The following is a 23,479-nucleotide window of genomic DNA, read 5'->3' on the forward strand; positions in this document are numbered from 1 at the left end:
CAAAAAGAGAGGTCTGACATCTCAAGTATAAACCGTTTACAAGCCGGTTGACAACCATAAACGGTGCAAACATGAAAAAGCATGACACACGTTCACTGTGTCATGCTTTACTTATGCCCTTGGATGGAATTTGTGATACACATCTTTCAGTCTTGTTTTCGTCACATGTGTATAAATTTGTGTTGTTGAGATATCGGCATGTCCGAGCATCTCCTGCACGGCTCTTAGGTCTGCACCGTTTTCAAGCAGATGTGTTGCAAATGAATGCCTGAGTGTATGGGGTGTGAGTTCCTTTTGAATCCCTGCTTCGATGGTTCTTTTTTTCAAATTCTTCCAGAAACCTTGCCGCGACATTTTTTTTCCGTGATGATTGAGAAATAAGGCATCTGCCGGCTGTTTTTTTAACAGCTTGCTTCTTCCCTTTTCGATATATTCTTCAATCGCACTTGCAGCAGCTTCACCAATTGGCACAATCCGCTCTTTTCTTCCTTTTCCAAAACAACGGATAAAGCCCATTGTGAGGTGAACATCAGCAAGAGTCAGATCCAGCATTTCACTGACGCGAATGCCTGTTGCATATAAGAGCTCGAGCATCGCTTTGTCACGGTAGTCAAACGGAGTGTGCTGATTTGGTGTATCAAGCAGCTTTTCGACTTCCCCTAGTGATAGAACTTTCGGTAGTTTCCGCTCTGTTTTTTGCGTTTCAATGTTCCACGACGGATCATCTGTTGTCACTTTTTCCCGGAGCAGAAATTGATGGAAGGAACGGATCGAGGATAGATGCCGCACTGACGTTTTGCTCGATTTCCCTTCCTCCTTTAGCTGCTTTAAATAATGAATGATATGCAGGCGCGTGACATCTTTGATATCCGTCAGCTGCTCATGTGTCATTAAAAAAGAAAGGTAGTTCTGTAAATCTCGTTTATAAGAAACAATGGTATTTTCAGAGAGTCCTCTCTCTACTGTCATAAAATGAATAAAGTCGGATAATTGATCGTTCAATGATTTCTACTCCCCGTTTTGATAAAAATAAATCAATCGGTCTTGCCAGTTGTCTTGATTCGGCTGATCCATTTCCATCACTTTAATTGCTGCACCCTCTGGTTTATCATAACGATGGTAGCTTTCATATTCTGAATTTATCCATATCATAGCATAATAGAACAAGACGGTAAAACCAGTGAACAAGATGAATACTTTCATCACTTCACCTGTTGTTTTGAGCCATTTTCGCATGATTTTCATGTCCTTTCTCAAGCTTCTCATTACTTCAGCATATGCCAGATGGGACAAGGAATATACAGCGAAAATGCAAAAAACCTCTTCATCTTAAATGAAAAGGTTCCAATTCGGATTATTTGCCGGATTCATCATCATGACACCGGTGGCAAATACCATGGAATGTCAATCTATGATCCTTAATTTTAAATTTCCAGTCACGTTCAATAATCTCTTCAACGTCTTCTAATAAATCATCTTCTATCTCATCGACTGTCCCGCATTCCATGCAGACAAGATGATGATGGAAGTGAGCGGCTCCTTCTTTGCGAAGATCATATCGCGAAACGCCGTCTCCAAAGTTAATTTTATCAACAACTTTCAGTTCAGTTAGCAATTCTAACGTTCGATAAACAGTAGCAAGACCAATTTCAGGAGACTTCTCTTTTACGAGGAGGTATACATCTTCTGCACTTAAATGGTCTTCTTCATTCTCAAGCAGTACTCTTACTGTTGCTTCACGCTGTGGCGTGAGCTTATAGCTGGAAGAATGAAGCTGTTTCTTAATTCGATCAATCCGATTTTCCATTGACTTTCCCTCCTACGCCACATTACTTGATCATTATATCAAATGATGTGCTGAGAGCCAACTATAATCATTTTAAATTGATAAATAAATTGATTATTATTTAATAACGATTATAAAATTATGAAAAAAGAACACCTGCCAGCTTTTTCATGAGCATGAAAGATACGTAAGATTCAAAAAAGGACGAAAGTGCAGCAAGCGTTAAAATCATCAGCAAAACAGATGCATATCGGGCGAACCACTGAACAGGTGCTTGACTGATGGTTTTTTTCATGAACAGCTGCCCAATGAGACGGATGGAAAACGCAATCGCACATGTACCAATCACTAAATAGGCTGGAATAAGCAATATGTTTTGCGGAAGAACCGATACGAACGAAAGGAAAAAACCACTCAGCCCCATTTGATTTACTAGAAAACCAACTGTAAACCCAACGACAATTCCTTTTAAAAAGATCATGAGAAAGATGAGCGGCAGGCCAATGATAGATATTCCTAGTATCCACATAAGACCTAAATATTTCATATGATGCAAAAAGCTTTGCAAAAACATTTCTTTTGATTCTGCTGCTTTCTCATTCGTCAGCTGACCAAAAAATTGATTTAAATAATAGAATAAATCCTCTTTCTGACTAATTGTCATACTATTAACGATGATGGCCCCAAAGATCACGCCCATTAAAAAGAGTACAGAGACAAACAAATAAATCGATAGATGGTCTTTTACGTGCTGAAGAAGATGTTCCTTCCAAGACTTTTTCCGCATGCGTCTTCCTCCCAAATAGTAAAGGTTACTAGATTCTATGAGAGAGATTACGAAACATGACAGTTTTATTGAAAGAAAAAAGAGAAAGCAGCCTAAACACTGCTCTCTCTTATCATTTATCGGGCGGCTTTTTGTACGTTCACAAGCCCGGCACCATAATAAAAAGGATCTCCAAGCTTTGCAGCCGTTTTTGAAAGTCTCTCGCGCACTTCATCGTTTGTCAAATTCGGATGTTTTGATAGAATGACAGCCGCAGCGCCCGCTACATGCGGTGATGCCATGGATGTTCCACTCTTATAGCCATATTCATTATGAGGAATGGTGCTGAGCGTTGAAACGCCCGGTGCTGAGACTTCCACTTCTTCGCCGACAGATGAATCAAAGGCTCTTTGTTTTCTTTCGTCAACAGAGGCAACCGCCATCACTGAGGCGTACTTAGCTGGATAGTCAACCGTGTTGAGAGAGCCATAACTTCCTGCATTCCCAGCAGAAGCCACAATGAGAATCCCTTTGTCGTATGCTCGATCTACCGCTTCTTTCAGCGCTTCAGATTCACTTGCTCCTCCCATACTAATATTGATGACATCCATGTCATTCTCAATGGCCCATTCAATTCCTTTAATGATCCAGCTATAGTAGCCGTCACCATTTTCATCTGCCACCTTGACCGCATAGATAGAAGCCTTTGGCGCAACACCAACGACACCTACCTTATTATCTAACGCTGCAATTGTGCCTGCCACATGCGTTCCGTGTTCATGCGGGTCAACAAGCGGATCTGACTTTGTTGGAACAAAGCTGACTCCGCCGGTGACATGTAAATCTTCATGTTTGCCATCGATGCCGCTGTCAAGAACGGCTACTTTGACATTCTGTCCGGCGTATCCCCGTTTATGTACCTTTTGTGCTTTGATGCTTTTGATGCCATATGGGATCGTTTGACCGCTTGTTTTTGCCTTTTGGTCTTCCTCAATGAAGGTCACTTCTTTTGCCTGATTCAGTTTCTCTTTCGATGCCTCATTCAAGGAAACTTTCATCATATCTATTTGCTCTATGGATTCTTTTACATGCCCACCAGCTTCTTCGACAAGCTGTTTTTGTGTATGATCTTGAACGGAAGAAGAAAAGCCGATCATGTACTCTTTTTTTGCTTGCTCCTTTGCAGAAATATGTGAGGCGCCGAACGTGACCGATGCCAGCATCATACTTGCCATACAAAGCCTTGCTCCAATTGACTTGACGTTCACAATACTCACTCTCCCTTTCATCTTTTTGTCATTTAACTACATTTTCAGACAAAAAGAAACGACCGTTTGTCCTATTTTTTAAAATTTTTCCATTTATTTGAACTAGTTGTCACAAAAAAGCAAAATAAAAATGCTTATGATCCTCTTGAAAGTGATCATAAGCATTCCTTCTTTTATGTTTTTTCATCATGTGCTGCAAGGCTTCTTGTTTTGTTTTTGTCTTTCTTTCATGTGTGCTAAAATGCGGCATGTTTCCTCTCGACAGTTCCGGGTTTCGGCTGTGCTGCCTTTGAATATGTTCTCGTTTTTTCTTTGCATTGCTTTTTCCCATTTGGCAAAACCCCTTTCGTTGACGTTATGATACACGATGTGACATAAAAAAGATAGACGTATACACGCCTATCTTTCTGTTTTCACCATATCAAGATGAGGAATCCCATCTTCATCATAACAATCTGAAACGGCCTTAAAACCAAATGATTCGTAAAACGACTTCAAGTAGGCCTGCGCCTGAATTTTGACACTTGTTTCACCTAATTCACTCAGCTTTTCCAAAGCCTTGCTGAGCAGCATTTTTCCATAGCCTTTTTTTCGGCCTGCCTGCGTCACAAGAACGCGGCCAATGGACGCCTCTTCGTACATGATTCCGCTTTGAAAAATTCGGCAATAAGCCACAATCGTGCCGTCCTCTTTTGCAGACAGATGAAGCGCTTCTTGGTCCCGGTGATCAATTTCAGGGTAAGGGCATGTTTGTTCAACAACAAACACATTGACTCTTTCCATTAAAATCAGGTAAAGATCCTCTTTTGTTAATTGGTCAAACGTTTGACATGTCCAGTTAACTTGATTCATGATTGATATCCACCTTACCGTACACTCCGCCCCCGCCAGCGATCAGTTCGACTTCACCTTTTCTTGCTTTGATGATGTAATTGGCTGTTTTTTCTGGCAGGATAGCTTTTAGTTCTTGTTCTGTTGCTTGATGAAGGATATTCATCTCTGTGTGAAACACGGCTTTTAGCTTCTCCAGCGTTTTGACTCCGACACCCGGAATAAATTGAAGCGGGAGCTGATGAACATAAGGAGGTCTTGTTCCTTTGTCACTTTCTTGGTCAGCAAGCTCCTTTAAACGCTCACTCACCCCTTTTGTCATCCGGGTATGTCCGCATGCGTGGCACTTTTCTTGATCTAGCGCGCGAGGTCTTACTCCGCACTTCTCGCAGGTTGTATGATAGTACTTCCCAAGCCGCGGAGCGAGTCCATAATTTCCTGTAATGGCTCTTCCCTCTTTCCCTTCAAGGGCTAGTTTGAATTCGGCAAAAGAGGCATGATCCATTCGGATTTTTGTATATTCTCGCGCAATTTTCCCTAAAGAATGAGCGTCTGAATTCGTTAAAAAGGGATAACGGTTCAGCTCACTTATTTGGGACGCCATTGACGTATCGCAGCTAAGACCTAGTTCAACAGCATCAATGAGGTCTGGGTCGAATACTTCCGTTAAAGACGTGTTGACTCCTTTGCCAAATAAGCTTTTATGCGGCGTGAAAATATGAGCAGGAATAAACAATCCTCCTAGCTCCTTGACCTTGCGCTGAAGTGTTTTCCCATCAACATAGAGGCGCTGTGAACTCAAATGCACATTTTTCATATGAAGCGCGAGCCATGCGGAGAACTCAGACATTTTGTGAAGTGTGGGCATAAATGCAAGCACGTGAATTGGACCTTTTGAATGGTTATCGTTAATTTCTAATTCACTGCCTAAAAGCAGCACGGTCTGTCCAAATGATAGACCGCCATCATTTAGTTCAGTGTACTTGCCTTCCTCTACACCCTCTATTAATTCTTCTAGGACTTCTGGAGATTGTGCATCAATCACACCAATCATCCCCATCCCTTTACTTTGCGTTGCTTCAATGAGAATTTGGTCAATTGTCAGTGACCTTGCACCTGTAATTTTAACAGCTCTGCCTGTTCTGGTTCTGCCAATATGAATATGGATGTCTGCAAAAAACTCCCTCATTTTGTTGACTTAAGTACCTCTTGCAATTGTAAGTACTGAATGGCATAGGCTGTTTTTGCATCATAAATGTGCTGCTTTTCAATGAGGTGCAAGGCTTCTTCTAATGAAACTTCCATCACTTCAACAAATTCATCTTCATCCAGCTCTCTTTTTTCTTCAAGCGGAACCAGCTGATCTGCAAGATAAATGTGGACGATTTCATCTGCGAAACCAGGTGATGTATAAAAGGCCGTCAGCTTTTGGAGCTGCTGAGTGGTGTACCCTGTTTCTTCTTCTAATTCTCGCAGTGCTGTATGTGCCGGCTCTTCTCCTGGCTCTAATTTTCCAGCCGGAATTTCAACGATGGCTCTCTCTAGTGCTTTACGGTATTGCTTGACCAAGATGATTTTATTTTCGTCTGTACGAGCAATGACGGCTACTGCACCAGGATGTTTGATGATTTCGCGTTTGCCTTGTTTTCCGTTTGGCAATTCTACATCTTCAAGAACCAAATCAATGATTTTTCCATTATATAATTCTTTAGTCGATAATGTTTTTTCTTCAAAGTCCTTCAATTTTGTCAGCTCCTCGTTCTACTTTCACTTTTTACTTCATTCATTTTAACATAGATGATTTAGGAGAAGCGAAATGCGAACGCTTGCTTCAATGCGCCACTTGAAATCACCTAGCTTGAATTCCAGATTTTTTTCACTTAATGTGAAGGGATAGGAGTGTGATGGAATTGAAAAAAAGACGAATTGGTACCTCGGATCTTTTGGTGAGTGAGGCAGCACTAGGATGTATGTCCCTTGGAACGGAAAAAGGAAAAGCGCTCTCTTTATTAGATGAGGCTATAGACCTTGGAATTAATTATTTGGATACAGCCGATTTATATGATTTTGGGACAAATGAAGAAATTGTCGGGGAGGCTATTAAAAACAGGCGGCAAGATTTGATTTTGGCCACAAAAGGCGGCAACCGCTTTGAAAAAGGCAAATCTGGCTGGGACTGGGACCCTTCAAAGGCGTACATAAAAAAGGCCGTGAAACAAAGCCTCAAGCGGCTGCAAACAGATTATATTGATTTATACCAACTGCACGGAGGCACGATAGATGATCCTATCGATGAGACGATTGAGGCTTTTGAAGAATTAGTGGAAGAAGGCGTTATTCGCTATTATGGCATCTCTTCTATCCGTCCAAACGTCATTAAAGAATACGCCAAAAAATCGAACATCGTCAGTGTGATGATGCAATATAGTTTACTCGACCGCCGTCCAGAGGAATGGTTCTCTCTTCTTGAAGAACAAGGCATTAGTGTCGTCGCAAGAGGACCTTTAGCAAAAGGGCTTTTAACTGAAAAACCACTTTCGCAAGCAAGTGCAGCGATTCAAAAAAACGGCTATCTTCAATATTCATTTGACGATCTCCAGCAGGTCATTCCTTCTTTAAAGAAAGTCGCTTATGACCTATCACTCACAGAGCTGTCCATTCAATATTTGCTTAAGCATTCTGCGGTCAGTTCCGTTGTATTTGGCGCAAGCTCGGTGGAACAGTTAAAAGAAAATGTTGCAGCGGCAAATGCACGTTCTTTAAGTGACCAAGAAGTAAAAGCATTGACTTACTATACAAAACCATCTGTGTATGAGGCGCACCGGTTTAAATAAGATAAAAAGAGATCGCTTTATGTGATCTCTTTTTTATCGTGTTTTTCTCTATTAAAAATGAGAAGGGGCTAAAAGCCCCTGTACTCTTATCTATTTGCACTTTCATAATACGCATAATTTCCGGCTTTGCCTTTAAGGTGAAATGTAGTACCAAAACGTTGAAAATTATTTGCAAATACGCCATTATCTGAATGCATACATAATCGATTACCTCCACCTTTAAAAGGAGTTACAGAACAATCAACAATTGTAGTCACCGACGTACGAAAATCCGCTTCCGTTGAATCATTTGTAGCAAGAGCTTGTCCAGAAACAGGTAAAAGCAATCCTAAAGATAAAGCAACTCCAGTCATTGTTCTTCTCAATTTCATGTGAATCATCTCCATTTCCAAATTTTTCAATGCATCTTCATTATAAGAAGAATGCTCCTTTATTTAAAGGGTCTTAATTACTATATTTGTAATAAAAAGGGATTTTAATAAATCAATACTCCCGTTTCTTCTATTTTGATCACGTATAAAATAGGTGATGGGATTTAGTTTTAAATCATATTGTCACGAAGCTGAAATGAAGTGAAATTCGAAGGAGTCAGAAGAGTCTGCTCTCAAATCACCTATGTTTTGAACAAGTTCATTTCGTGTTGATCAATCTCAATGATGACATGAAAAAAAGGAGCATCAGAGCTCCCTTTTTTTAGCTTTTATATTTTCTCCAGTCCAAATGACTTTCATCTAGCAGCTCGGAGAAGCTTTTATTTTTTTCTTTTTCTTTCTGCTGCCGAAGGAGGTCTTGTCGTTTTTGTTCTTCTCTTTTTTCTGTCTGGGCGGCAAGGTTCTGCTTCATTTGAAGGAGCTGCTGTTTGAGATCCTCGTTTATGCCGTCCTTTAATTTCGCTTGATCTTGATTGGTCTTTTTCATTGTGCCTCTCTCCTTTTGCCCTAAGTGTATCATCCGTTTTATTTGCTGAGCAAGAGTCACGCCAATCTCCCAACATGTGGTATGATCGTCATAGGAAAAACTTCGGAAAGGAAGAATCAGCTGGATGAAGAAATGGATCGCTATACTTGCCTTGATATTATGTCCGCTCGCTGCAATCGGCATTTTTTTCACCAATAAAATGATGTATATTCGAAAATTAACAGATGAAGAGCTCATCAAAAGAGAATCAGATGAAGGACACTATCATCACGAAGAGTTTCAACAGCTTAAAAAAGAGAAAGTGTGTATTCCTTCAGCATTTGGTTATGATCTTCATGGCTATTTTGTACCGCACCCACATCCACATACAACACGCACCATCGTACTTTGTCATGGCGTCACAGTCAGTTTGATTAATTCCGTTAAGTATATGAAATTATTCCAAAAGCTCGGATGGAATGTGATGCTTTATGATCATAGAAGACACGGAATGAGTGGCGGGAAAACCACGAGTTATGGATACTACGAAAAAGAAGATTTAGCGCAGGTCGTGAAGTGGCTCAGACAAAGACTCGGGGAAAATGCCATTATCGGCATACATGGAGAATCAATGGGTGCAGTCACGACTTTGTTATATGCTTCAAAGCCGGAAGCAAGCGCCAATTTTTACATAGCTGACTGTCCTTTTGCTTCTTTTGAGGATCAGCTTCTCTATCGATTAAAAACAGATTTTCGTCTTTCAGGGCAATGGATTCTTCCACTAAGTGATCGAGTGTTAAAATGGCGGGATGGATACAGCATTCGGCAAGTTTCACCGCTGGATGTGATCGATCAGGTGAAAGAACCTGTGCTTTTTATCCATAGTCTTCATGATGACTATATTCCATGCGAGCAGAGTCAGCAGCTATATGCTCGAAAAAAAGGTGATAAACAGCTATTTATAGCGCCGCACGGGGCACATGCGATGTCTTTTAGCGAAAATAAGGCAGCTTATGAACAAGAAGTTCAAGGATTTCTTCAACAATTTGAATCGAATGAAGATAAAAGAGGAGAATGAACAGCGGTTCGTCTCCTCTTTTTGAGCTAACTTATGCGATAGTCACCACTGTTGTATGATGTCTGCCCGCCAGCTCCATATGACTCTCTTCCGATTGCTGCTGACTCATGACCGATAATCCTGCAGTTGCTGCCAATAAAAGAACTATCAAACTCGTTTTCATATAAATGACCCCCATTTTGAATTTTTGATATGGCTTGAATCTTCCTTTCGTAAAACCGTGTAGATGCTTCATACAGTCCAAGCTCATTGTAATAATGAGCCGCATCAAGTGCCAATTCCTCAATATCTGGGTATAAGCGCTTGTCCTCGAGCAGGTCTAATGTATCGTCTATGATCGTTATTTCTGCATCAACGTATAATGCTTTTAAGAACTGAAATTTGCAGATGTAAATTTCATCTTCTAATTCACAGGCTTTCATAATACCTTGTTGATAGAGGGTTAACGACTCTTCTATTTGTTTTTGTTTAAACAGGATTTGGGTCAGCATAAATAGTGGGTCTAGAGAGCGATTAAGATGGGTTAAATTCTCCTTTTCAAACACTTCAAGAGAGTCTTTCAGATAACGGCTTGCTTCCGCAAGATCGTTCATTTGGTAATAACAGTTACCTAAGTTGAAAAGGGCCGAACCTATGACTCGAGGGTTTCCAATTGAGCGTGCTCGATTTAGAGCATTTTTAAAGTAGGGCAATGCATGTTCATAGCATTTCAAATCATCATAGTTTGCACCGATGACAAATTCACAGTGGATGATTCTCAGCGTGTACGTTCTGTAGGCAGAGTACGTATCTAACGCTTGCAAGGCATAGTGCATCGAAAAGTGGGTTTGTTTCATGTGGTAGTATATTTCTGCTAATTTAAAGTAAAATTCTGCTCTTTCTATATCATCTGATATAAGATTGAGCTTTTTTTCTGCTGAACGGTAATAAGCAATGGCACTTAAATAGTTTTGCTGTTCAAACTCAAACATTCCTGTGAAAAAATGAACATAGTATTCAAGCATGTCCGTTAATTTCGTTTGCGAATGTTCGATCGTTTCTAGCAGGTTCTTAATTTCTTCATCGTTTGAGGCTTTCTTTGCCGGTTCAAAATATTCAAGCATCACCTTATGGCGAAAATCCATCAGCTGGTAAAACAGCAACAAGTTTTGATCCTGTTCCATCTCCAGAATTTCCTGCTCGATCTCGGCCTTCAGCTTCTCTGCTTTCATGACATGAAATCCGCAAATCTGCCTATACCATTCGTTTATTTTGATTCCAACCTGAGGCGATGACAGCTTGAGCTTCAATTCACTTTAGCACCTCCCTTCTCATATACGATACATGTTGTATTCTATCACATTCCCTCGAATGGAAGAAATATGAAATGTCATTTTTCGCAAAGTTTTCGGTATCCCGCAATAAACGCTTTCATTGCCTATTTTTCGGCATTTATAACCACGATTTTTTCATTTCTATTTTTCTCATTTTGTCGAATTGGTTGTTATAAAACGGTTTTTTTGCGTTTTAAAAGATCATTTTTCAGATTAGACATCCCTGCTGTTTGATGAGATGATGAAGGCACGAAAAAAACCCTTTTGTCAAAAAAGGGCTTTTATAATACATCTGTTACCTGTTCCATATTCTCTTTGATCCAATTGACAGCTAATTCGAGCGTTGGAAATTCTTCCGTTTCAAATGTGACTTCATCTTGAAGAAGCCAAACGTCCTTTTTCACCGAATCCATTCCACCTATTGACCAGTGCAAAAGGGTATAGGGATGATTGTTATTTAAAAACGACACCCATGTTTTATTTTGTGCCGTGTTTTGTATCACTCTAAGCTTCTGATCCACTACGTTTCCACCTTACTTTACAAGTATGCCCATTCTTGGACTGAGTATTTGCTGAGGACTTTTCAGCATCAATGTATTGGCTTTTTCATTAAAATCGATGGTCATTTCCTCATCAAAAAATACCTTCTGTGCAATGTGTATATATAGTTTTAAATGTTGGCTATTATTCAGTTGTTCCCATTCACCTGTTCTTTCACTTGTTAACCAAAGCATTGGTACGCCACTCACTGCACAGCCACAACCTTCTGAATCGTAGCGAAGCAGTAATTCCTTAGTTTCGTTTCCTATTTGCTGTTTTTCTATATATGTTTTAGCCAGTTCTGTGATGTGAATATACATGGCGAACATCCTTTTTAAATTGATGCTTACATTGTAACACATAAAACACCATAAAACATGACACACGACTAAATCCGAAAGTCATATTCTTTGAAATACACGCTCTTCTCACTAGGATTATATCTATCTATTGGCTCTTTTCGCTTCTTGTTTTTTAGAATTATACTTATGACGCTACCAATTTTAAAAGAATAAACAGGAGGTTTTAGATCGTGAAAAAAAGATTATCTCTCTGCTTCATCGGGGCACTGATATTTATGTTGAGTTTCGCTGTGCCAAACATGAAAGCGGCATCTGTCCTTGATGAAGTACGAGAAAGCTATGCGACTTATACGGGATCTGGTTACTCAGGGGGCGCCGCATTATTAGATCCTATTCCATCTGACATGAAAATTACGGCTTTAAATCCTCATGACTATAACTATAAAGGGATAAATGCGGCACTTGCAGGTGCTTACCTTGAAGTAAAGGGTCCAAAAGGAAAAACCGTTGTGTATGTAACCGATAAATATCCAGAAGGAGCAAAAGGAGCTCTTGATCTTTCTCCTAATGCCTTTGCCAAAATCGGTAATATGGCAGATGGAAAAATCCCAATTAGTTGGAAAATTGTAAAAGCACCGATTAGCGGAAATGTAGCTTACAGAATAAAAGAAGGCAGCAGTGAGTGGTGGGCTGCGATTCAAGTGCGCAATCATAAATATCCGATTATGAAAATGGAATATTACAAAGATGGACAATGGGTGAACATGGAAAAGACAGACTACAACCATTTCCTTGGATTTAATATGGGGTCTAAATCTCTTCCTGTTCGAATCACAGATATTCGCGGGGCCATAGTAAAGGATAAATTACCCGCTCTTCCATCTACTGCTGCTTCACAGGCCTATATTGTAAAAGGCAATGTTCAGCTTCCTAATTAACGAGGAAAAGAGGTAGCTTATTTAAGAGCTTCCTCTCTTCCTTCTCTATCCCAGTGATATGCCTCATTTTCTATTTCTTTTATGATTTCATTCTTTCCTGCCATATAGCTTTGTATATCTTCCGGATACTGATTTGCTAATTGTTCCTTGACAGACGCATACGCTTCAGCTCGTTCTGGATGGGCCCTTAAGTAATCTCGAAACAATAAATGCCTTTTCACATCAGGGTGATTTCTCTCATAAACATGGACATGATGCGTACGATTCAAGCCACCCTTTTGAAAAAAACGTCTCCCTTTTATGCCATTTTCACCTAGCACTTGATATCCAAGATGTTCAAAGCTCTCTCTTTTTCTATCGATCTCTTTTATATGACTTACTTCTATTAAGATATCAATAATTGGTTTGGCAACAAGCCCTTCAACTGACGTACTACCAATATGATGTCCTTCTATCCAGTTCTTTTGAATGATTTGCTTGAGTTGCTGCTTTTCTTGATGGAATTCTTCATGCCACTCTTTTTTGAATTCGACAACCTCAACCTTTCGCCTTGGTCTCCATTTCATTTTTGATAAGGTGAGCTCTTTTGCAACATGAATCACATCTGTTTCAAGAAATCCCAACTTTTCGTATAGCCTTTTTGCAGGGGTGTTTGTTTGCCCTGTGGTCAGTTCTATAGGGACATTTTTCTCCATAATTGTGGACATAAGTCTTGTTCCAATACCCTGCTTTAGCGCTTTTGGATGTACAGCCAATCGACTAATGATCAAATAATCTTTCTGCTCTTCATAAGAGGCAACACCTAGTAAGATTCCCTTTTGCTCAAAACCAATAAATTGCTCTTTTGCTTTCATTACATCTTGAATGGTCTCTTTTAATGGTGGGAGATCGGCATAGCCAATTTGTTCAGCTTCTTGTTGGTATGCAGCTAGTTGAATATGTAAGATCTGCTTTGCTACATCACTTATTGTTTGATCTAAATTGACAATCATTGCATTGCCTCTAATTTTTTCACAAATAAAACACGATCTTCATTTATTCCATCATAGTCTGAAAACACGGAGATTCCTTCTACAGTTTTGTCCCCTTTTTCAATTTGAAAGCCCAATTTTGCATGATAGGCAATCGATACTTTATTTACAGGTGCTGTTACCGCTTTAATGGTTGTTCTTCCTTCCTGTTTTGCCACATCATAAAAGGCTTGATATAGGATTTTTCCTATCTTTAATTTCCGATGGTCTGGATGTACACCTACAAAATGAATATACGCTTCATCTGAATGAGATTGCGATAAAAAACCGACTAAAAAGCCAATCAGTTCACCTTTTTCAACGACGACAAAACTTGTTTGCTGAAAATGTTCAAAAAATAGCTTCGGCAATTTTGCGCGCAAATCTCTGCCTCCCCACCAGCTTTGGATGACGGATGTGACGGCGTAAAAATCTGACGGCTTCACTTGACGTATCATGATGACCTCGCCCCTTTTCATTTTTGGCTTACCGCTCTCTTTTTTTAAAAAAACTGTTGTTTCAATAGTCTACCTGTTCGATTAATTGTTTGTAAAGATCACGTGTCAGCCTTTTTTCCTTTCAGCTTTGTTGATTCTTCGTTCTTTCGCCGTCATCTCCTTTTAAATCTTCACACTTATTTCAAAAAGTTCACTTTTTGTGCGAAAGTTTCATTCTTTTGGTATGTTAAGATGGTTCATATAGGAAATGTAACAAATGTTTATTGGAGATGATGATATTGGTTTGGATTGTTACTTCACTTGTTGTGTTTAGTCTTTTAAAGCTTCTTGTCACTTCGCTGCCTTCTGGTGTTGTGGAACGCCTTTTTAGTCGTTATGCGGTGCATGCAAAAGTAACAAGTGATCAAACAACGATCATGTTTGAAGATCGTCCGCTCAATGATCAGCAAGTATCTGAAATTATTCAACATTTTAATGATGCGATCTTTATTGAACGCTATTATATTTATCCTGGTGATGAAGAGCGTTTTCTTCATCCGCAGGAAGGGCCTGCGCCGCTTACCATGCAAACAAAGCTTGGCAAACATGATGTGACCCTTTATCTGTATCATTACGATGACCACGTGGATGTGGTGCGGCAGTTTACACATAAGCCTAAGAAAAAACTGACGGCCTATCGTTTGCGTTCTGAGCCGCTCCAAACATCTCACAACTTGGCACATGCTTAAAATAATGTTGCATCAAATGAGACGAAGTGGAAGACACTTCGTCTTTTTTGTATGGATTTACACTCTTTTCTTTGAATGATTTACCAGTATCAATTTCGCCTCCTGACGGTTACAATATAAACGGAACATATGTTCTAAGAGGTGAAAATAATGAATGAACGAGCCATTCTGCTTGTGGATATGCAATCGTTTTATGCGTCAGTCGAAAAAGTGGAGGCTCCCCACTTGAAGGATGTGCCGCTCATCGTCTCTGGAGATCCTGAGCGGCGGAGCGGGGTCGTACTTGCCGCCTGCCCGCTCGCTAAAAAACGAGGCGTACAAAATGCATCAAGATTATGGGAAGCGCAGGAGAAATGCCCCGAAGCTGTCGTCGTACGCCCCCGTATGCAGCGCTATCTTGATATCTCTGTCATGATAACAGAGCTGCTCGAACAATACACAGATCTTGTCGAACCCTATTCAATTGATGAACAATTTCTTGATATTACAGGCAGTCTGACACTACTCGGTTCTCCCCGCGAGATCGCTCAAAATATACAAACAACCATTATGAACCAGACTGGCATTTACGCACGTGTTGGCATCGGTCCTAATAAAGTGCTCGCTAAAATGGCCTGTGACCATTTTGCTAAAAAAAACACATCTGGTATCTATGAACTTCGTACAGACAGTGTTGCGGCTGATTTATGGCCGCTTCCGATTGGAAAATTATTTGGCGTCGGCAAACGAATGGAGCACCATTTAAAACGAATGGGCATCAGTACCATTGGGACGCTTGCTGCTTATCCGTTAGACCGGCTTAAAAAACGCTGGGGAATCAACGGAGAGCTTTTGCAGCGAACAGCTTTAGGGCATGATCCCTCTCCGGTCACCATTCACACACATGATCAGCAAAAAGCGGTTGGACATCATATGACTCTTCCCCATGATTATGCGTCTTTTGAGGATATCAAAGTCGCTCTTCTTGAATTGAGTGAAGAAGTGGCAAGACGTGCACGCTTTAAGCATTATCTTGGGCAAACAGTGTCTGTTGGCGTGAGAGGCGCTGATTTTTCTCATCCGACTGGATTTCATAGACAAATCAAGCTTCATTCACCTACACAGTACGGGACAGATATTGCAGACGCAGCCATTCAGCTATGCCAGCAGCACTGGGATGGCCAGCCCATTCGCAGTGTGGGGATTACTCTCTCACAGCTGCAGTCTGACAGCCAATATCAGCTGACTTTATTTGATCACCATGTTCAAAAAGACAAACTCAGCAAAGTATTTGATGCGATCCACATGAAGTATGGACCTGCTGCCCTGCTGCACGCTTCGTCACTGACAAGCGCAGGGCAGGCGTATCACCGCGCCGAAAAAATTGGCGGACATTACAAATAACGGAGGCGAACAGCCATGAATCCCAATAAATTAACACCTGGATACAACCTCATGTGGGAATCAAGCCGAATGATGCTTCCAGAGCACCGGGAGCAGCTGCTTGCTCAAAAACGGAAGAAAAAAGAGTACACCCCTCCCCCGCTGAGCACCGATCAGCTGGAGGAAATGAATTTTTTGATCACACAGTCGATTACCGAGGATCAAGCGATTTGCGTGACATATGCCGCAGCAGGTATGAAAGAGCAGTTTTGGGGCTGGGTAAAAACCATTCATTATGAAACGCAGCGCATAAAAATCGTCAATGATGAGGATGTTCTCAACCTGTCCTTGCAGCAAATCGTCGCGATCGACCTTGATTAAATGGTCGCCAAATGACCGCGCGAATCAGTGACATAGAAGCACTGGCAGCAAAAAGCAAACCTCCAAATGGCGAGCCAATCTTGCTTCTTTGCCATATGGCAGATGTCTCCTCCATCAAATTGTGTATTTAATTTGCACAATTTTTCATGTATGATTGGAACATCTTACAAACTCAGGGGAGAAACAGCATGAAAAATAACTTACGTACGTTACATCCGCTTAGTTGGACGATCATCATCGGCACCATATTTGGCCGAATGGCGACGTCCATGAGCATTCCTTTTTTGGCCGTTTATTTGACACAAGTCAAAGGCGCCTCAGCGTCTTCTGCTGGATTAATCATTGCCGTTAGCTCTCTGATTGGGATCGTTGCGAGTTTTTACGGCGGATATATTTCTGATCGTATCGGCAGAAAAAAGGTCATGCTTCTATCGATCTTCGGTTGGTCACTTGTCTTTGTTGGCTTTGCATTTGCAGATGCCATTTGGGTCTTCTTTATCATGAACGCTTTAAACGGACTGTGCCGGGCACTTTTTGAACCAACATCTAAGGCGCTCTTATCTGATGTCACCCCATCAAGTATTCGGTTGTTTGTGTTTAATTTACGCTATACAGCCATTAACATAGGGGTCATCTTCGGTCCTCTTCTTGGCTTATATCTCGGGTCATCGAAAACAACGTTCCCATTTCTCGTTGCTGCCTTCATTTACTTGTTATACGGATTAACGCTGGTCTGGCAATTTCAGAAACATCCAGTTGCTGCTCCAGAAAGCACGAAACAAATTGGTGTCAAAAAAGCCCTTTCCATTATCCAAAAAGATACGGTCTTTAGCATTATCCTCATCGGCGTGACCTTATGTTCGTTCGGTTATTCGCATTTGAGCTCAACGCTGCCTCAATATTTATCCGCTTCGCCTATGATTGAGGATGGTCCGAAACTGTTTGGATACCTTTTATCTTTAAATGCAGTTGTTGTCATTGTCGTACAATATCCGCTCATCATGATCGCCAAGCGCTACTCCACCATTTTGTCGCTGACCACTGGGAATATTCTTCTTGCCGGCAGTTTGTTTGCCATTGCTTTTTCACAGAGTCTCGGCATGCTTGCTTTCATCATTGTCGTGTTTACAATTGGAGAGGTTCTGCTGTTTGCGATGATGGATCTTTTTGTAGACAATGTGGCAAAGCCAGAAGTAAAGGGATCGTACTTTGGTGCGATGGGATTTTCTCAGCTCGGCAGCGTCATCGGACCATTTATCGGCGGACTGTGCATTGACTATTTTGGCGCAGCCCATCCCTTCTCCATTTTTTCAGTCTTGTCGATGGTCACCATCGCAGGTGTCCCGTTCTTACTCATTGGATACTACCGCCTGAAAAAGCGATCCGCAGCTGCGGTCGCTGTTAAAGTCAGTGGAGATCATTAAAAAAACCGCTCTCGTTTGAGCGGTTTTTCTTTATACTCGGCGGATAGCAATCTCTTCCACCTTATGCTGATCACCTTTTTTCAAAATGAGATCGGCTCGATATTTTGTCGGTAAAATATTTTGATATAAATTAGGGCGATTGACGGTATTCCAAATCGTGCTTGCCATGTGATCTGCCTCTTCATCCGTCAAATCTTTGTATTGATGAAAAAAGGATTCAGGGTCTTGGAAAGCTGTTTCCCTTAGCAAACGGAACCGTTCTTTATACCATGATTGAATTTGCGTTTCAGCAGCATCTACATAAATCGAAAAATCAAAGAAATCTGATACAAACACACGCGGTTCATCCTTCAGATCATCCAGCGCTGGTGATTGCAGCACATTGATTCCTTCAATGATGACAATATCGGCATCCTCCACTGTTTCATACACCCCTTCAAGCCGGTCATAGGTCAGATGCGAATATACCGGGGCATGAACAGTTTGTTTGCCTGATTTTAATTCGTTTAAAAAAGATAACAAGGCTTTGACATCATAGCTTTCCGGGAAGCCTTTCTTTTCCATGAGTCCTCGATCCTTTAATTCTTTTTGAGGATACAAAAAGCCATCTGTTGTCACAAGACTCACTTTCAGCCCATCTCCAAGTCTCGATAAGAGCGTTTCAATGATACGAGCCGTTGTACTTTTCCCGACAGCCACACTTCCAGCAATCCCAATTAAAAAAGGGATTTTCGCATGATGCGGGTAGTTTAAAAAGGCATTCACATGCTGATTTTTTTGTTTTTCTGCAAAGACATGCAATGTCAGAAAACGAATAAGTGGTATGTAAATATCTTGAACTTCTTCAAGCGATAAATAGTCATTTAATCCTTGAAGTGCTCTCGCTTCCTCTTCTGAAACAGATACCGGCATATATTCCCCAAGAGCAGACCAAGCCTCTCTTGTATGCCGTGTATATAAAGTATTAAAATCTAGTCGTGTGTCACTCAAAGTCTTTCCCACCAATCTTCACTAAACTCGTAACCAAAAAGACGATAATCCGATTGTAGCTTAAAATGAAGGCGCTGTCTTTATTTTTCAACTAAAGTTTGCTTCTTTTGCGAAAAAAAGCATTAAAAAAAGGAAAATGAGGGTAAATAAGAGTATTCATTTCGATAGATAGAAGGGAGCACACCAAATGAAATATGTGATGATTGGCGGAGATGCAGCAGGAATGAGCTGTGCTATGCAAATATATAGAGAGGATCCAGAGGCACATATTGTCGCTTTTGAAAAAGGAGAGATTTTCTCATATGGACAGTGCGGCCTTCCCTACTTGATCGGCGGTCTCATTGATCATCACAGCAAGCTGATTGCACGCAGCGCTGAAACCTTTCGCGACAAATATGGAATTGATGCTAGATGCTTACACGACGTGACCTCCATTGACCCAAAGCAAAAAACGGTGTCAGGTCATCATACGAAAACAAAAGAACCATTTACCGAAAGCTATGACCGCCTCTTAATTGCGACAGGAGCAAGCCCCGTCACACTGGGTTTAGACAATCAGCCGCTAGAAGGCGTACACGTATTAAAAACCATTCCGCATGCGCTGTCCATTTTAGACCATTTAAAACAAAATATCACACATGTCACCATCATTGGCGGCGGGTATATTGGCTTAGAAATGGCTGAAAATTTAAAAGCGCTGGGAAAAAAAGTACATATCATTCAGCGGGGTTCAACACTAGGTCCGGGCTTTGACCCCGATATGGCGAAGCACCTGAAAGAAGAGGCGGATGCCCAAGGTATTCACGTGACACTTGGGGAAACCGTGCAGACATTAGAGGGCGAGTCACATGTAACAGCTGTTCAAACAGACAAACAAACCATTAAAACGGATATGGTCATCATGGCCATCGGCGTCACACCGCAAACATCCTTTTTAGACAAAACAGGAATCAAGCGTCTGCCAAATGGCGCCATTGTTGTAAACGAATACATGCAAACCAATGTAAAAGACATCTATGCTGCGGGGGATTGCGCAGCAACTTATCACCGCATCAAACAATCACTAGATTATATTCCGCTCGGCACAACGGCGAATAAACAAGGAAGAATCGCTGGTTTTCATATGACGGGAACAAACCGGGCGTTTCAAGGCGTGACTGGAACAGCAGTGATGAAATTTATGAGCATGACAGCAGGACGAACGGGCTTATCAGAAAAGGAAGCACAAGCAGCTGACATTCCTTATTCCACCATCACCATTGACAGTACGGATCACGCTGGATATTATCCAGATGCGCAGAAAATGAAAGTCAAACTGATTTACAGAAGTGATGACTACACCTTGCTCGGTGCCCAAATCATCGGAAGAAACGGTGTAGATAAACGGATCGATGTGATGGCAACTGCCCTTTACCAACAGCTGACCATAACAGATCTTGAAGATTTAGATATTAGCTATGCACCGCCTTTTAACAGTGTGTGGGACCCGCTTCAACAAGCAGCAAGGCGGAGATAAAAAGACGGTCACAATGGCGTCTTATCTCAAAAAAAGAAACCAGCTCACGACCGGTTTCTTTTTTGTTATTTTTTCATCATCGCTTTGCGTGCTGCTTTTTCAAATAAAAACGGGAATAATTGATACAATTTACTGCCAGCGTTCATCCATCCGGGCAGATTAATCTCTCTTTTATTCGTCATCATAGCGGATACGACCTTCCCAGCCACCTTGTCCGCACTAAGCATCATGAATTCAACATTCTTCACATATTCACCGCTGCGATCGGCGATGGTAAAAAAGTCAGTGGCGATCGGTCCTGGATTCACCGTGGTGACGTGAATGCCGAAGTCTGCCAGCTCCATTCTAAGGCTGTTTGAAAATCCAAGGACGGCATGCTTTGATGCCGAATAAATGGCTGATTTCGGAGTGGCAATCTTTCCTGCCTGAGAAGCAATATTGATAATATGTCCATGTCCTCTTTGTTTCATCTCTGGAATGACCTTTTTCGTGCAGGCGATTAAGCCAAACACGTTTACTTCAAACATCGACACCATTTCCTCAATGGACGCATCTTCAACGAGATCAAACGCACCAAAACCGGCATTGTTAACCAAAATATCAACAGCCCCCACTTCTTGATATGCGCGATCAATGTCCTCAAGGTGACTGACATCTAACTCCACGATGTGACACACCCCGCCAGCACTCATAATCTCTTCTTTTACACCCGTCAGCTTTTCGATTCGTCTTGCTGAAATAATGATTTCTGCGCCTTCTTCTGCTGCCAAGTACGCCATTTTTTCACCAATGCCCCCAGATGCGCCTGTAATCCATATCCTCTTTCCTGTTAATCTCCCCATGCGTTTCACTCCTTAGTTTGCCCTGTAATAGAGAATTCCGTCTTTTTGCACTTCTTCAATTTGTCCAGCTTCTAAGAGGACATCCAGCTGCCCAACTGTCTCCGACATCGTTAAAAATAAGGCCTCTTCATACAGCACTGGAAATAGCTTGCGGCAAAGATGAAAGGCAGTCATTTCTTTTCGTTTGAGCAGCTGATACATCGTATTTGCCCTTTTCTCTTGTTTCTTAAATCTTTCTTCGATCAATTCATGATGAGAGGTAATGAGCTCACCGTGTCCTGGATAAATCGTCTTGATTGGCAGATGCAATAATCGATTGAGTGATGCTTTATATTGAAGCAGCGATTTTTGGCGTTCCTCCCCTTCAAACGGCGCTTCCATTAACGGGTTTGAGGAAATGGTCGTCAAAAGCAGGTCTCCACCAATGAAATGGCCCGTTGTTTCATCTAGAAAGGAAAGATGAGATTGTGCATGTCCCGGTGTTTCCATCACGAAGAAGTGTTCATGCCCTTTCAACCGATCGCCTTCTTTGATGACGTCATCTACATGTGCAGTACAGGAATATGTATAAGATTGCTTCACGATTCTTTCACACTCACCTTGACGAAGCGGCACACCTAACTGCTGAAAAAAGCGTTCCATAAAAGCAATTTGACGCTCTTTAAACACAGGGTCCTGGCTAATATACGGCTCATTTAACTCGTGTCCGATTACACGGACATGAGGTTTCATCAGATTTAAAAGACCGACATGATCTGCATGATGATGGGTCAACACCACTTGATCAATATCGTCTATCGATAAACGATGCTCTTGTAGTTGCGCGACAAAGGCGTGCTCCGCCTCTTCTGTCATCGGCCCGCAGTCCACTAAGGTCACGGCTTCTCCTTTTAATATATATGCATGTACATCCCCAACAGCAAACGGTGTAGGGATGGATAATTGAATGATGTCTTCTTTCACTTTTATATGTCATCTCCTGCTTTTTGACTCATGGTTCATTGTAACTCTGTCTTCTTTATTCATTGTATCTTGCAAAAGGCAGACTGTCATGCGGTTTAGGCGGTCAATTTTTTTATCTGTCCCTATTGACACAAACTTGTCCATCGTTGCATAATGAACAACAAATATAAGATGCGCGATGACAAGGATTAGTAAGCAAAATAATGATGAAAGAGAGTGAGGTCCGCCGGCTGTAAGGCCTCACCGTCCTCTTATTTGCTGAACCTGCCCTTTGAGCTGTTAGGCAAACCTAAACGTTTCCCGCGTTAAGGGACTAGAGCTGAGTATGCATGTCTGCATGCTAATTGAGGGTGGTACCGCGAAAAACCTTTCGTCCTTTTCAGGCGAGAGGTTTTTTTATTTTCTACAAGGAGGAGCAGCTTATGAGTAAAATTGGATTTATTGGTGCAGGCTCGATGGCAGAGTCGATGATAAAAGGTTTATTAAAAAGCGGCATCATGTCAAATGAAGATATTATTGTCACAAACAAAACGAATGAAAAACGTCTAGAAGAATTAAAGGTGCGTTATGGGGTCAAAACGGATTTCTCTCGTTCTTTTATTTATGAAGAAGCGGATATTCTCGTATTTGCTTTAAAACCGAAAGATGCGGAAAGCGGGATATCTGATGTGCGGCCTCATTTACAAGGACAGTTGATCATTTCGATTTTAGCTGGCATCTCCATTGAAACGATTCAGCACTATGCTGGCGAGAAGATTGCGGTGGTTCGCGCAATGCCAAATACATCAGCGGCGATTCAGCAATCAGCAACAGGCATTGCCGTAAGTCAAGAAGTGACAGAGGATCAAAAGAATAAAGCAATCGAGCTGTTTGAAACGATCGGTCATGTGACGGTATTGGATGAATCACAGCTGAATGCTGTTACAGCTATTGCAGGAAGCGGCCCTGCCTTCATTTATCATTTGATTGAAGGAATGGAGCGAGGCGCCTCGGAACTTGGGATGGACCAAGCAACAGCGAAGTTACTCATTTGCCAGATGATTGCGGGCGCCGCCAACATGCTTCAAAGCAGCGGTAAAGAACCTGCTGAATTGCGCAAAGAAATCACAAGTGAAGGCGGAACGACAGAAGCCGGCCTGAACACACTTGCTGCCTATCAATTTGAAGAAGCCGTTGTCGATTGTGTTAAAACGGCAACAAAACGCGCAGCAGAATTAAACGAAATGTTTTCAGCAAGCACGTATAAATGATA

28 protein-coding genes and 1 other annotated feature are annotated in these 23,479 nt (G+C 41.5%); of the genes, 9 read left to right on the forward strand and 19 right to left on the reverse strand.

Annotated elements, in window-relative coordinates; genetic code table 11:
• Positions 1-111: 111 nt before the first annotated feature.
• The 9 genes from xerD to C6344_RS06520 form a co-directional block, all read right to left on the reverse strand.
• Positions 112-1,002 (reverse strand): site-specific tyrosine recombinase XerD, encoded by an 891-nt coding sequence (xerD, locus tag C6344_RS06480; protein ID WP_060596771.1) that lies wholly within the window; start codon positions 1,000-1,002, stop codon positions 112-114.
• A gap of 6 nt (positions 1,003-1,008) precedes the next feature.
• Positions 1,009-1,236: a YqzK family protein gene (locus C6344_RS06485; protein WP_003215798.1), complete on the reverse strand. Its 228-nt coding sequence runs from the start codon at positions 1,234-1,236 to the stop codon at positions 1,009-1,011.
• Positions 1,237-1,354: 118 nt separating this feature from the next.
• Positions 1,355-1,807, reverse strand: coding sequence for a ferric iron uptake transcriptional regulator (fur, locus tag C6344_RS06490; protein ID WP_003215577.1), 453 nt, complete (start codon positions 1,805-1,807; stop codon positions 1,355-1,357).
• 118 nt (positions 1,808-1,925) lie between these two features.
• Complete coding sequence (spoIIM, locus tag C6344_RS06495; protein ID WP_060596772.1) at positions 1,926-2,573, reverse strand: stage II sporulation protein M; 648 nt, start codon at positions 2,571-2,573, stop codon at positions 1,926-1,928.
• Between the two features lie 116 nt (positions 2,574-2,689).
• Positions 2,690-3,820 carry a S8 family peptidase gene (locus C6344_RS06500; protein ID WP_081311399.1) on the reverse strand — a complete coding sequence of 377 codons (1,131 nt, stop codon included), beginning with the start codon at positions 3,818-3,820 and terminating at the stop codon, positions 2,690-2,692.
• 109 nt (positions 3,821-3,929) lie between these two features.
• Entirely contained in the window at positions 3,930-4,151 is a 222-nt protein-coding gene (locus C6344_RS06505) for a hypothetical protein (protein ID WP_060596773.1), read from the reverse strand.
• A gap of 68 nt (positions 4,152-4,219) precedes the next feature.
• A complete protein-coding gene (locus C6344_RS06510) occupies positions 4,220-4,672 on the reverse strand; it encodes a GNAT family N-acetyltransferase (protein ID WP_034661163.1) in 453 nt (150 codons plus the stop codon).
• Positions 4,659-5,840, reverse strand: coding sequence for a TIGR00375 family protein (locus C6344_RS06515; protein ID WP_060596774.1), 1,182 nt, complete (start codon positions 5,838-5,840; stop codon positions 4,659-4,661). Before C6344_RS06515 ends, C6344_RS06510 begins: the two co-directional genes overlap by 14 nt.
• Complete coding sequence (locus C6344_RS06520; protein WP_060596775.1) at positions 5,837-6,394, reverse strand: NUDIX hydrolase; 558 nt, start codon at positions 6,392-6,394, stop codon at positions 5,837-5,839. The genes C6344_RS06515 and C6344_RS06520 overlap by 4 nt, the downstream gene beginning before the upstream one ends.
• 167 nt (positions 6,395-6,561) lie before the next feature.
• Here C6344_RS06520 and C6344_RS06525 point away from each other — a divergent pair, with 167 nt between their 5' ends.
• Complete coding sequence (locus tag C6344_RS06525) at positions 6,562-7,485, forward strand: aldo/keto reductase (RefSeq protein WP_060596776.1); 924 nt, start codon at positions 6,562-6,564, stop codon at positions 7,483-7,485.
• An 86-nt stretch (positions 7,486-7,571) separates the two neighbouring features.
• Here the strand turns inward: C6344_RS06525 and C6344_RS06530 are convergent, their stop codons facing one another.
• Together C6344_RS06530 and C6344_RS06535 are read right to left on the reverse strand one after the other, a co-directional pair.
• Positions 7,572-7,856 carry an LCI fold-containing protein gene (locus C6344_RS06530; protein WP_066030702.1) on the reverse strand — a complete coding sequence of 95 codons (285 nt, stop codon included), beginning with the start codon at positions 7,854-7,856 and terminating at the stop codon, positions 7,572-7,574.
• Between the two features lie 322 nt (positions 7,857-8,178).
• On the reverse strand, positions 8,179-8,403 hold the full coding sequence (locus C6344_RS06535) for a YqkE family protein (protein WP_060596778.1): 225 nt from the start codon (positions 8,401-8,403) through the stop codon (positions 8,179-8,181).
• Positions 8,404-8,527: 124 nt separating this feature from the next.
• Here C6344_RS06535 and C6344_RS06540 point away from each other — a divergent pair, with 124 nt between their 5' ends.
• Entirely contained in the window at positions 8,528-9,460 is a 933-nt protein-coding gene (locus C6344_RS06540; protein ID WP_060596779.1) for an alpha/beta hydrolase, read from the forward strand.
• A gap of 26 nt (positions 9,461-9,486) precedes the next feature.
• Here C6344_RS06540 and C6344_RS06545 read toward each other — a convergent pair whose 3' ends face one another.
• The 3 genes from C6344_RS06545 to C6344_RS06555 form a co-directional block, all read right to left on the reverse strand.
• Positions 9,487-10,749 carry a response regulator aspartate phosphatase gene (locus C6344_RS06545; protein ID WP_034661176.1) on the reverse strand — a complete coding sequence of 421 codons (1,263 nt, stop codon included), beginning with the start codon at positions 10,747-10,749 and terminating at the stop codon, positions 9,487-9,489.
• A gap of 305 nt (positions 10,750-11,054) precedes the next feature.
• Positions 11,055-11,294 carry a YqkC family protein gene (locus C6344_RS06550; RefSeq protein WP_003215790.1) on the reverse strand — a complete coding sequence of 80 codons (240 nt, stop codon included), beginning with the start codon at positions 11,292-11,294 and terminating at the stop codon, positions 11,055-11,057.
• A 12-nt stretch (positions 11,295-11,306) separates the two neighbouring features.
• Positions 11,307-11,633, reverse strand: coding sequence for an iron-sulfur cluster biosynthesis family protein (locus tag C6344_RS06555; RefSeq protein WP_034661177.1), 327 nt, complete (start codon positions 11,631-11,633; stop codon positions 11,307-11,309).
• Positions 11,634-11,890: 257 nt separating this feature from the next.
• On the opposite strand from C6344_RS06555, the gene exlX reads away from it, so the two are divergent.
• A complete protein-coding gene (gene exlX / locus C6344_RS06560; protein ID WP_223250493.1) occupies positions 11,891-12,553 on the forward strand; it encodes an expansin ExlX in 663 nt (220 codons plus the stop codon).
• A gap of 17 nt (positions 12,554-12,570) precedes the next feature.
• Here exlX and C6344_RS06565 read toward each other — a convergent pair whose 3' ends face one another.
• On the reverse strand, positions 12,571-13,545 hold the full coding sequence (locus tag C6344_RS06565; protein ID WP_060596782.1) for a GNAT family N-acetyltransferase: 975 nt from the start codon (positions 13,543-13,545) through the stop codon (positions 12,571-12,573).
• Positions 13,542-14,021 carry a GNAT family N-acetyltransferase gene (locus C6344_RS06570; RefSeq protein WP_034661184.1) on the reverse strand — a complete coding sequence of 160 codons (480 nt, stop codon included), beginning with the start codon at positions 14,019-14,021 and terminating at the stop codon, positions 13,542-13,544. Before C6344_RS06570 ends, C6344_RS06565 begins: the two co-directional genes overlap by 4 nt.
• 278 nt (positions 14,022-14,299) lie before the next feature.
• Between C6344_RS06570 and C6344_RS06575 the strand changes: the two genes are divergently transcribed.
• The 4 genes from C6344_RS06575 (at position 14,300) to C6344_RS06590 (ending at position 17,916) form a co-directional block, all read left to right on the forward strand.
• Positions 14,300-14,749, forward strand: a complete 450-nt coding sequence (locus C6344_RS06575) for a YfmQ family protein (RefSeq protein ID WP_034661187.1) — start codon at positions 14,300-14,302, stop codon at positions 14,747-14,749.
• 150 nt (positions 14,750-14,899) lie between these two features.
• Positions 14,900-16,132 carry a DNA polymerase IV gene (locus tag C6344_RS06580; protein WP_060596784.1) on the forward strand — a complete coding sequence of 411 codons (1,233 nt, stop codon included), beginning with the start codon at positions 14,900-14,902 and terminating at the stop codon, positions 16,130-16,132.
• A 15-nt stretch (positions 16,133-16,147) separates the two neighbouring features.
• The gene (locus C6344_RS06585; RefSeq protein ID WP_060596785.1) at positions 16,148-16,492 is read left to right on the forward strand and encodes a YolD-like family protein; all 345 of its coding nucleotides are present in this window, start codon (positions 16,148-16,150) and stop codon (positions 16,490-16,492) included.
• Positions 16,493-16,680: 188 nt separating this feature from the next.
• Entirely contained in the window at positions 16,681-17,916 is a 1,236-nt protein-coding gene (locus tag C6344_RS06590; protein WP_060596786.1) for an MDR family MFS transporter, read from the forward strand.
• Between the two features lie 30 nt (positions 17,917-17,946).
• Here the strand turns inward: C6344_RS06590 and coaA are convergent, their stop codons facing one another.
• Positions 17,947-18,906, reverse strand: a complete 960-nt coding sequence (gene coaA, locus C6344_RS06595) for a type I pantothenate kinase (RefSeq protein WP_034661193.1) — start codon at positions 18,904-18,906, stop codon at positions 17,947-17,949.
• Positions 18,907-19,093: 187 nt separating this feature from the next.
• On the opposite strand from coaA, the gene C6344_RS06600 reads away from it, so the two are divergent.
• Positions 19,094-20,422, forward strand: a complete 1,329-nt coding sequence (locus C6344_RS06600) for a CoA-disulfide reductase (protein ID WP_060596787.1) — start codon at positions 19,094-19,096, stop codon at positions 20,420-20,422.
• A 65-nt stretch (positions 20,423-20,487) separates the two neighbouring features.
• On the opposite strand, the gene C6344_RS06605 is transcribed toward C6344_RS06600, so the two are convergent.
• Positions 20,488-21,264, reverse strand: a complete 777-nt coding sequence (locus tag C6344_RS06605) for an SDR family NAD(P)-dependent oxidoreductase (protein ID WP_066030699.1) — start codon at positions 21,262-21,264, stop codon at positions 20,488-20,490.
• A gap of 12 nt (positions 21,265-21,276) precedes the next feature.
• Positions 21,277-22,227: an MBL fold metallo-hydrolase gene (locus C6344_RS06610; protein ID WP_034661196.1), complete on the reverse strand. Its 951-nt coding sequence runs from the start codon at positions 22,225-22,227 to the stop codon at positions 21,277-21,279.
• 169 nt (positions 22,228-22,396) lie between these two features.
• Positions 22,397-22,608: a binding site (T-box leader), on the forward strand.
• A 41-nt stretch (positions 22,609-22,649) separates the two neighbouring features.
• Here C6344_RS06610 and proC point away from each other — a divergent pair.
• Positions 22,650-23,477, forward strand: coding sequence for a pyrroline-5-carboxylate reductase (proC, locus tag C6344_RS06615; protein WP_060596790.1), 828 nt, complete (start codon positions 22,650-22,652; stop codon positions 23,475-23,477).
• Positions 23,478-23,479 lie beyond the last annotated feature (2 nt).

Source organism: Bacillus sp. GBSW19 (assembly GCF_002998655.1).
Taxonomy (GTDB): Bacteria; Bacillota; Bacilli; order Bacillales; family Bacillaceae; genus Bacillus.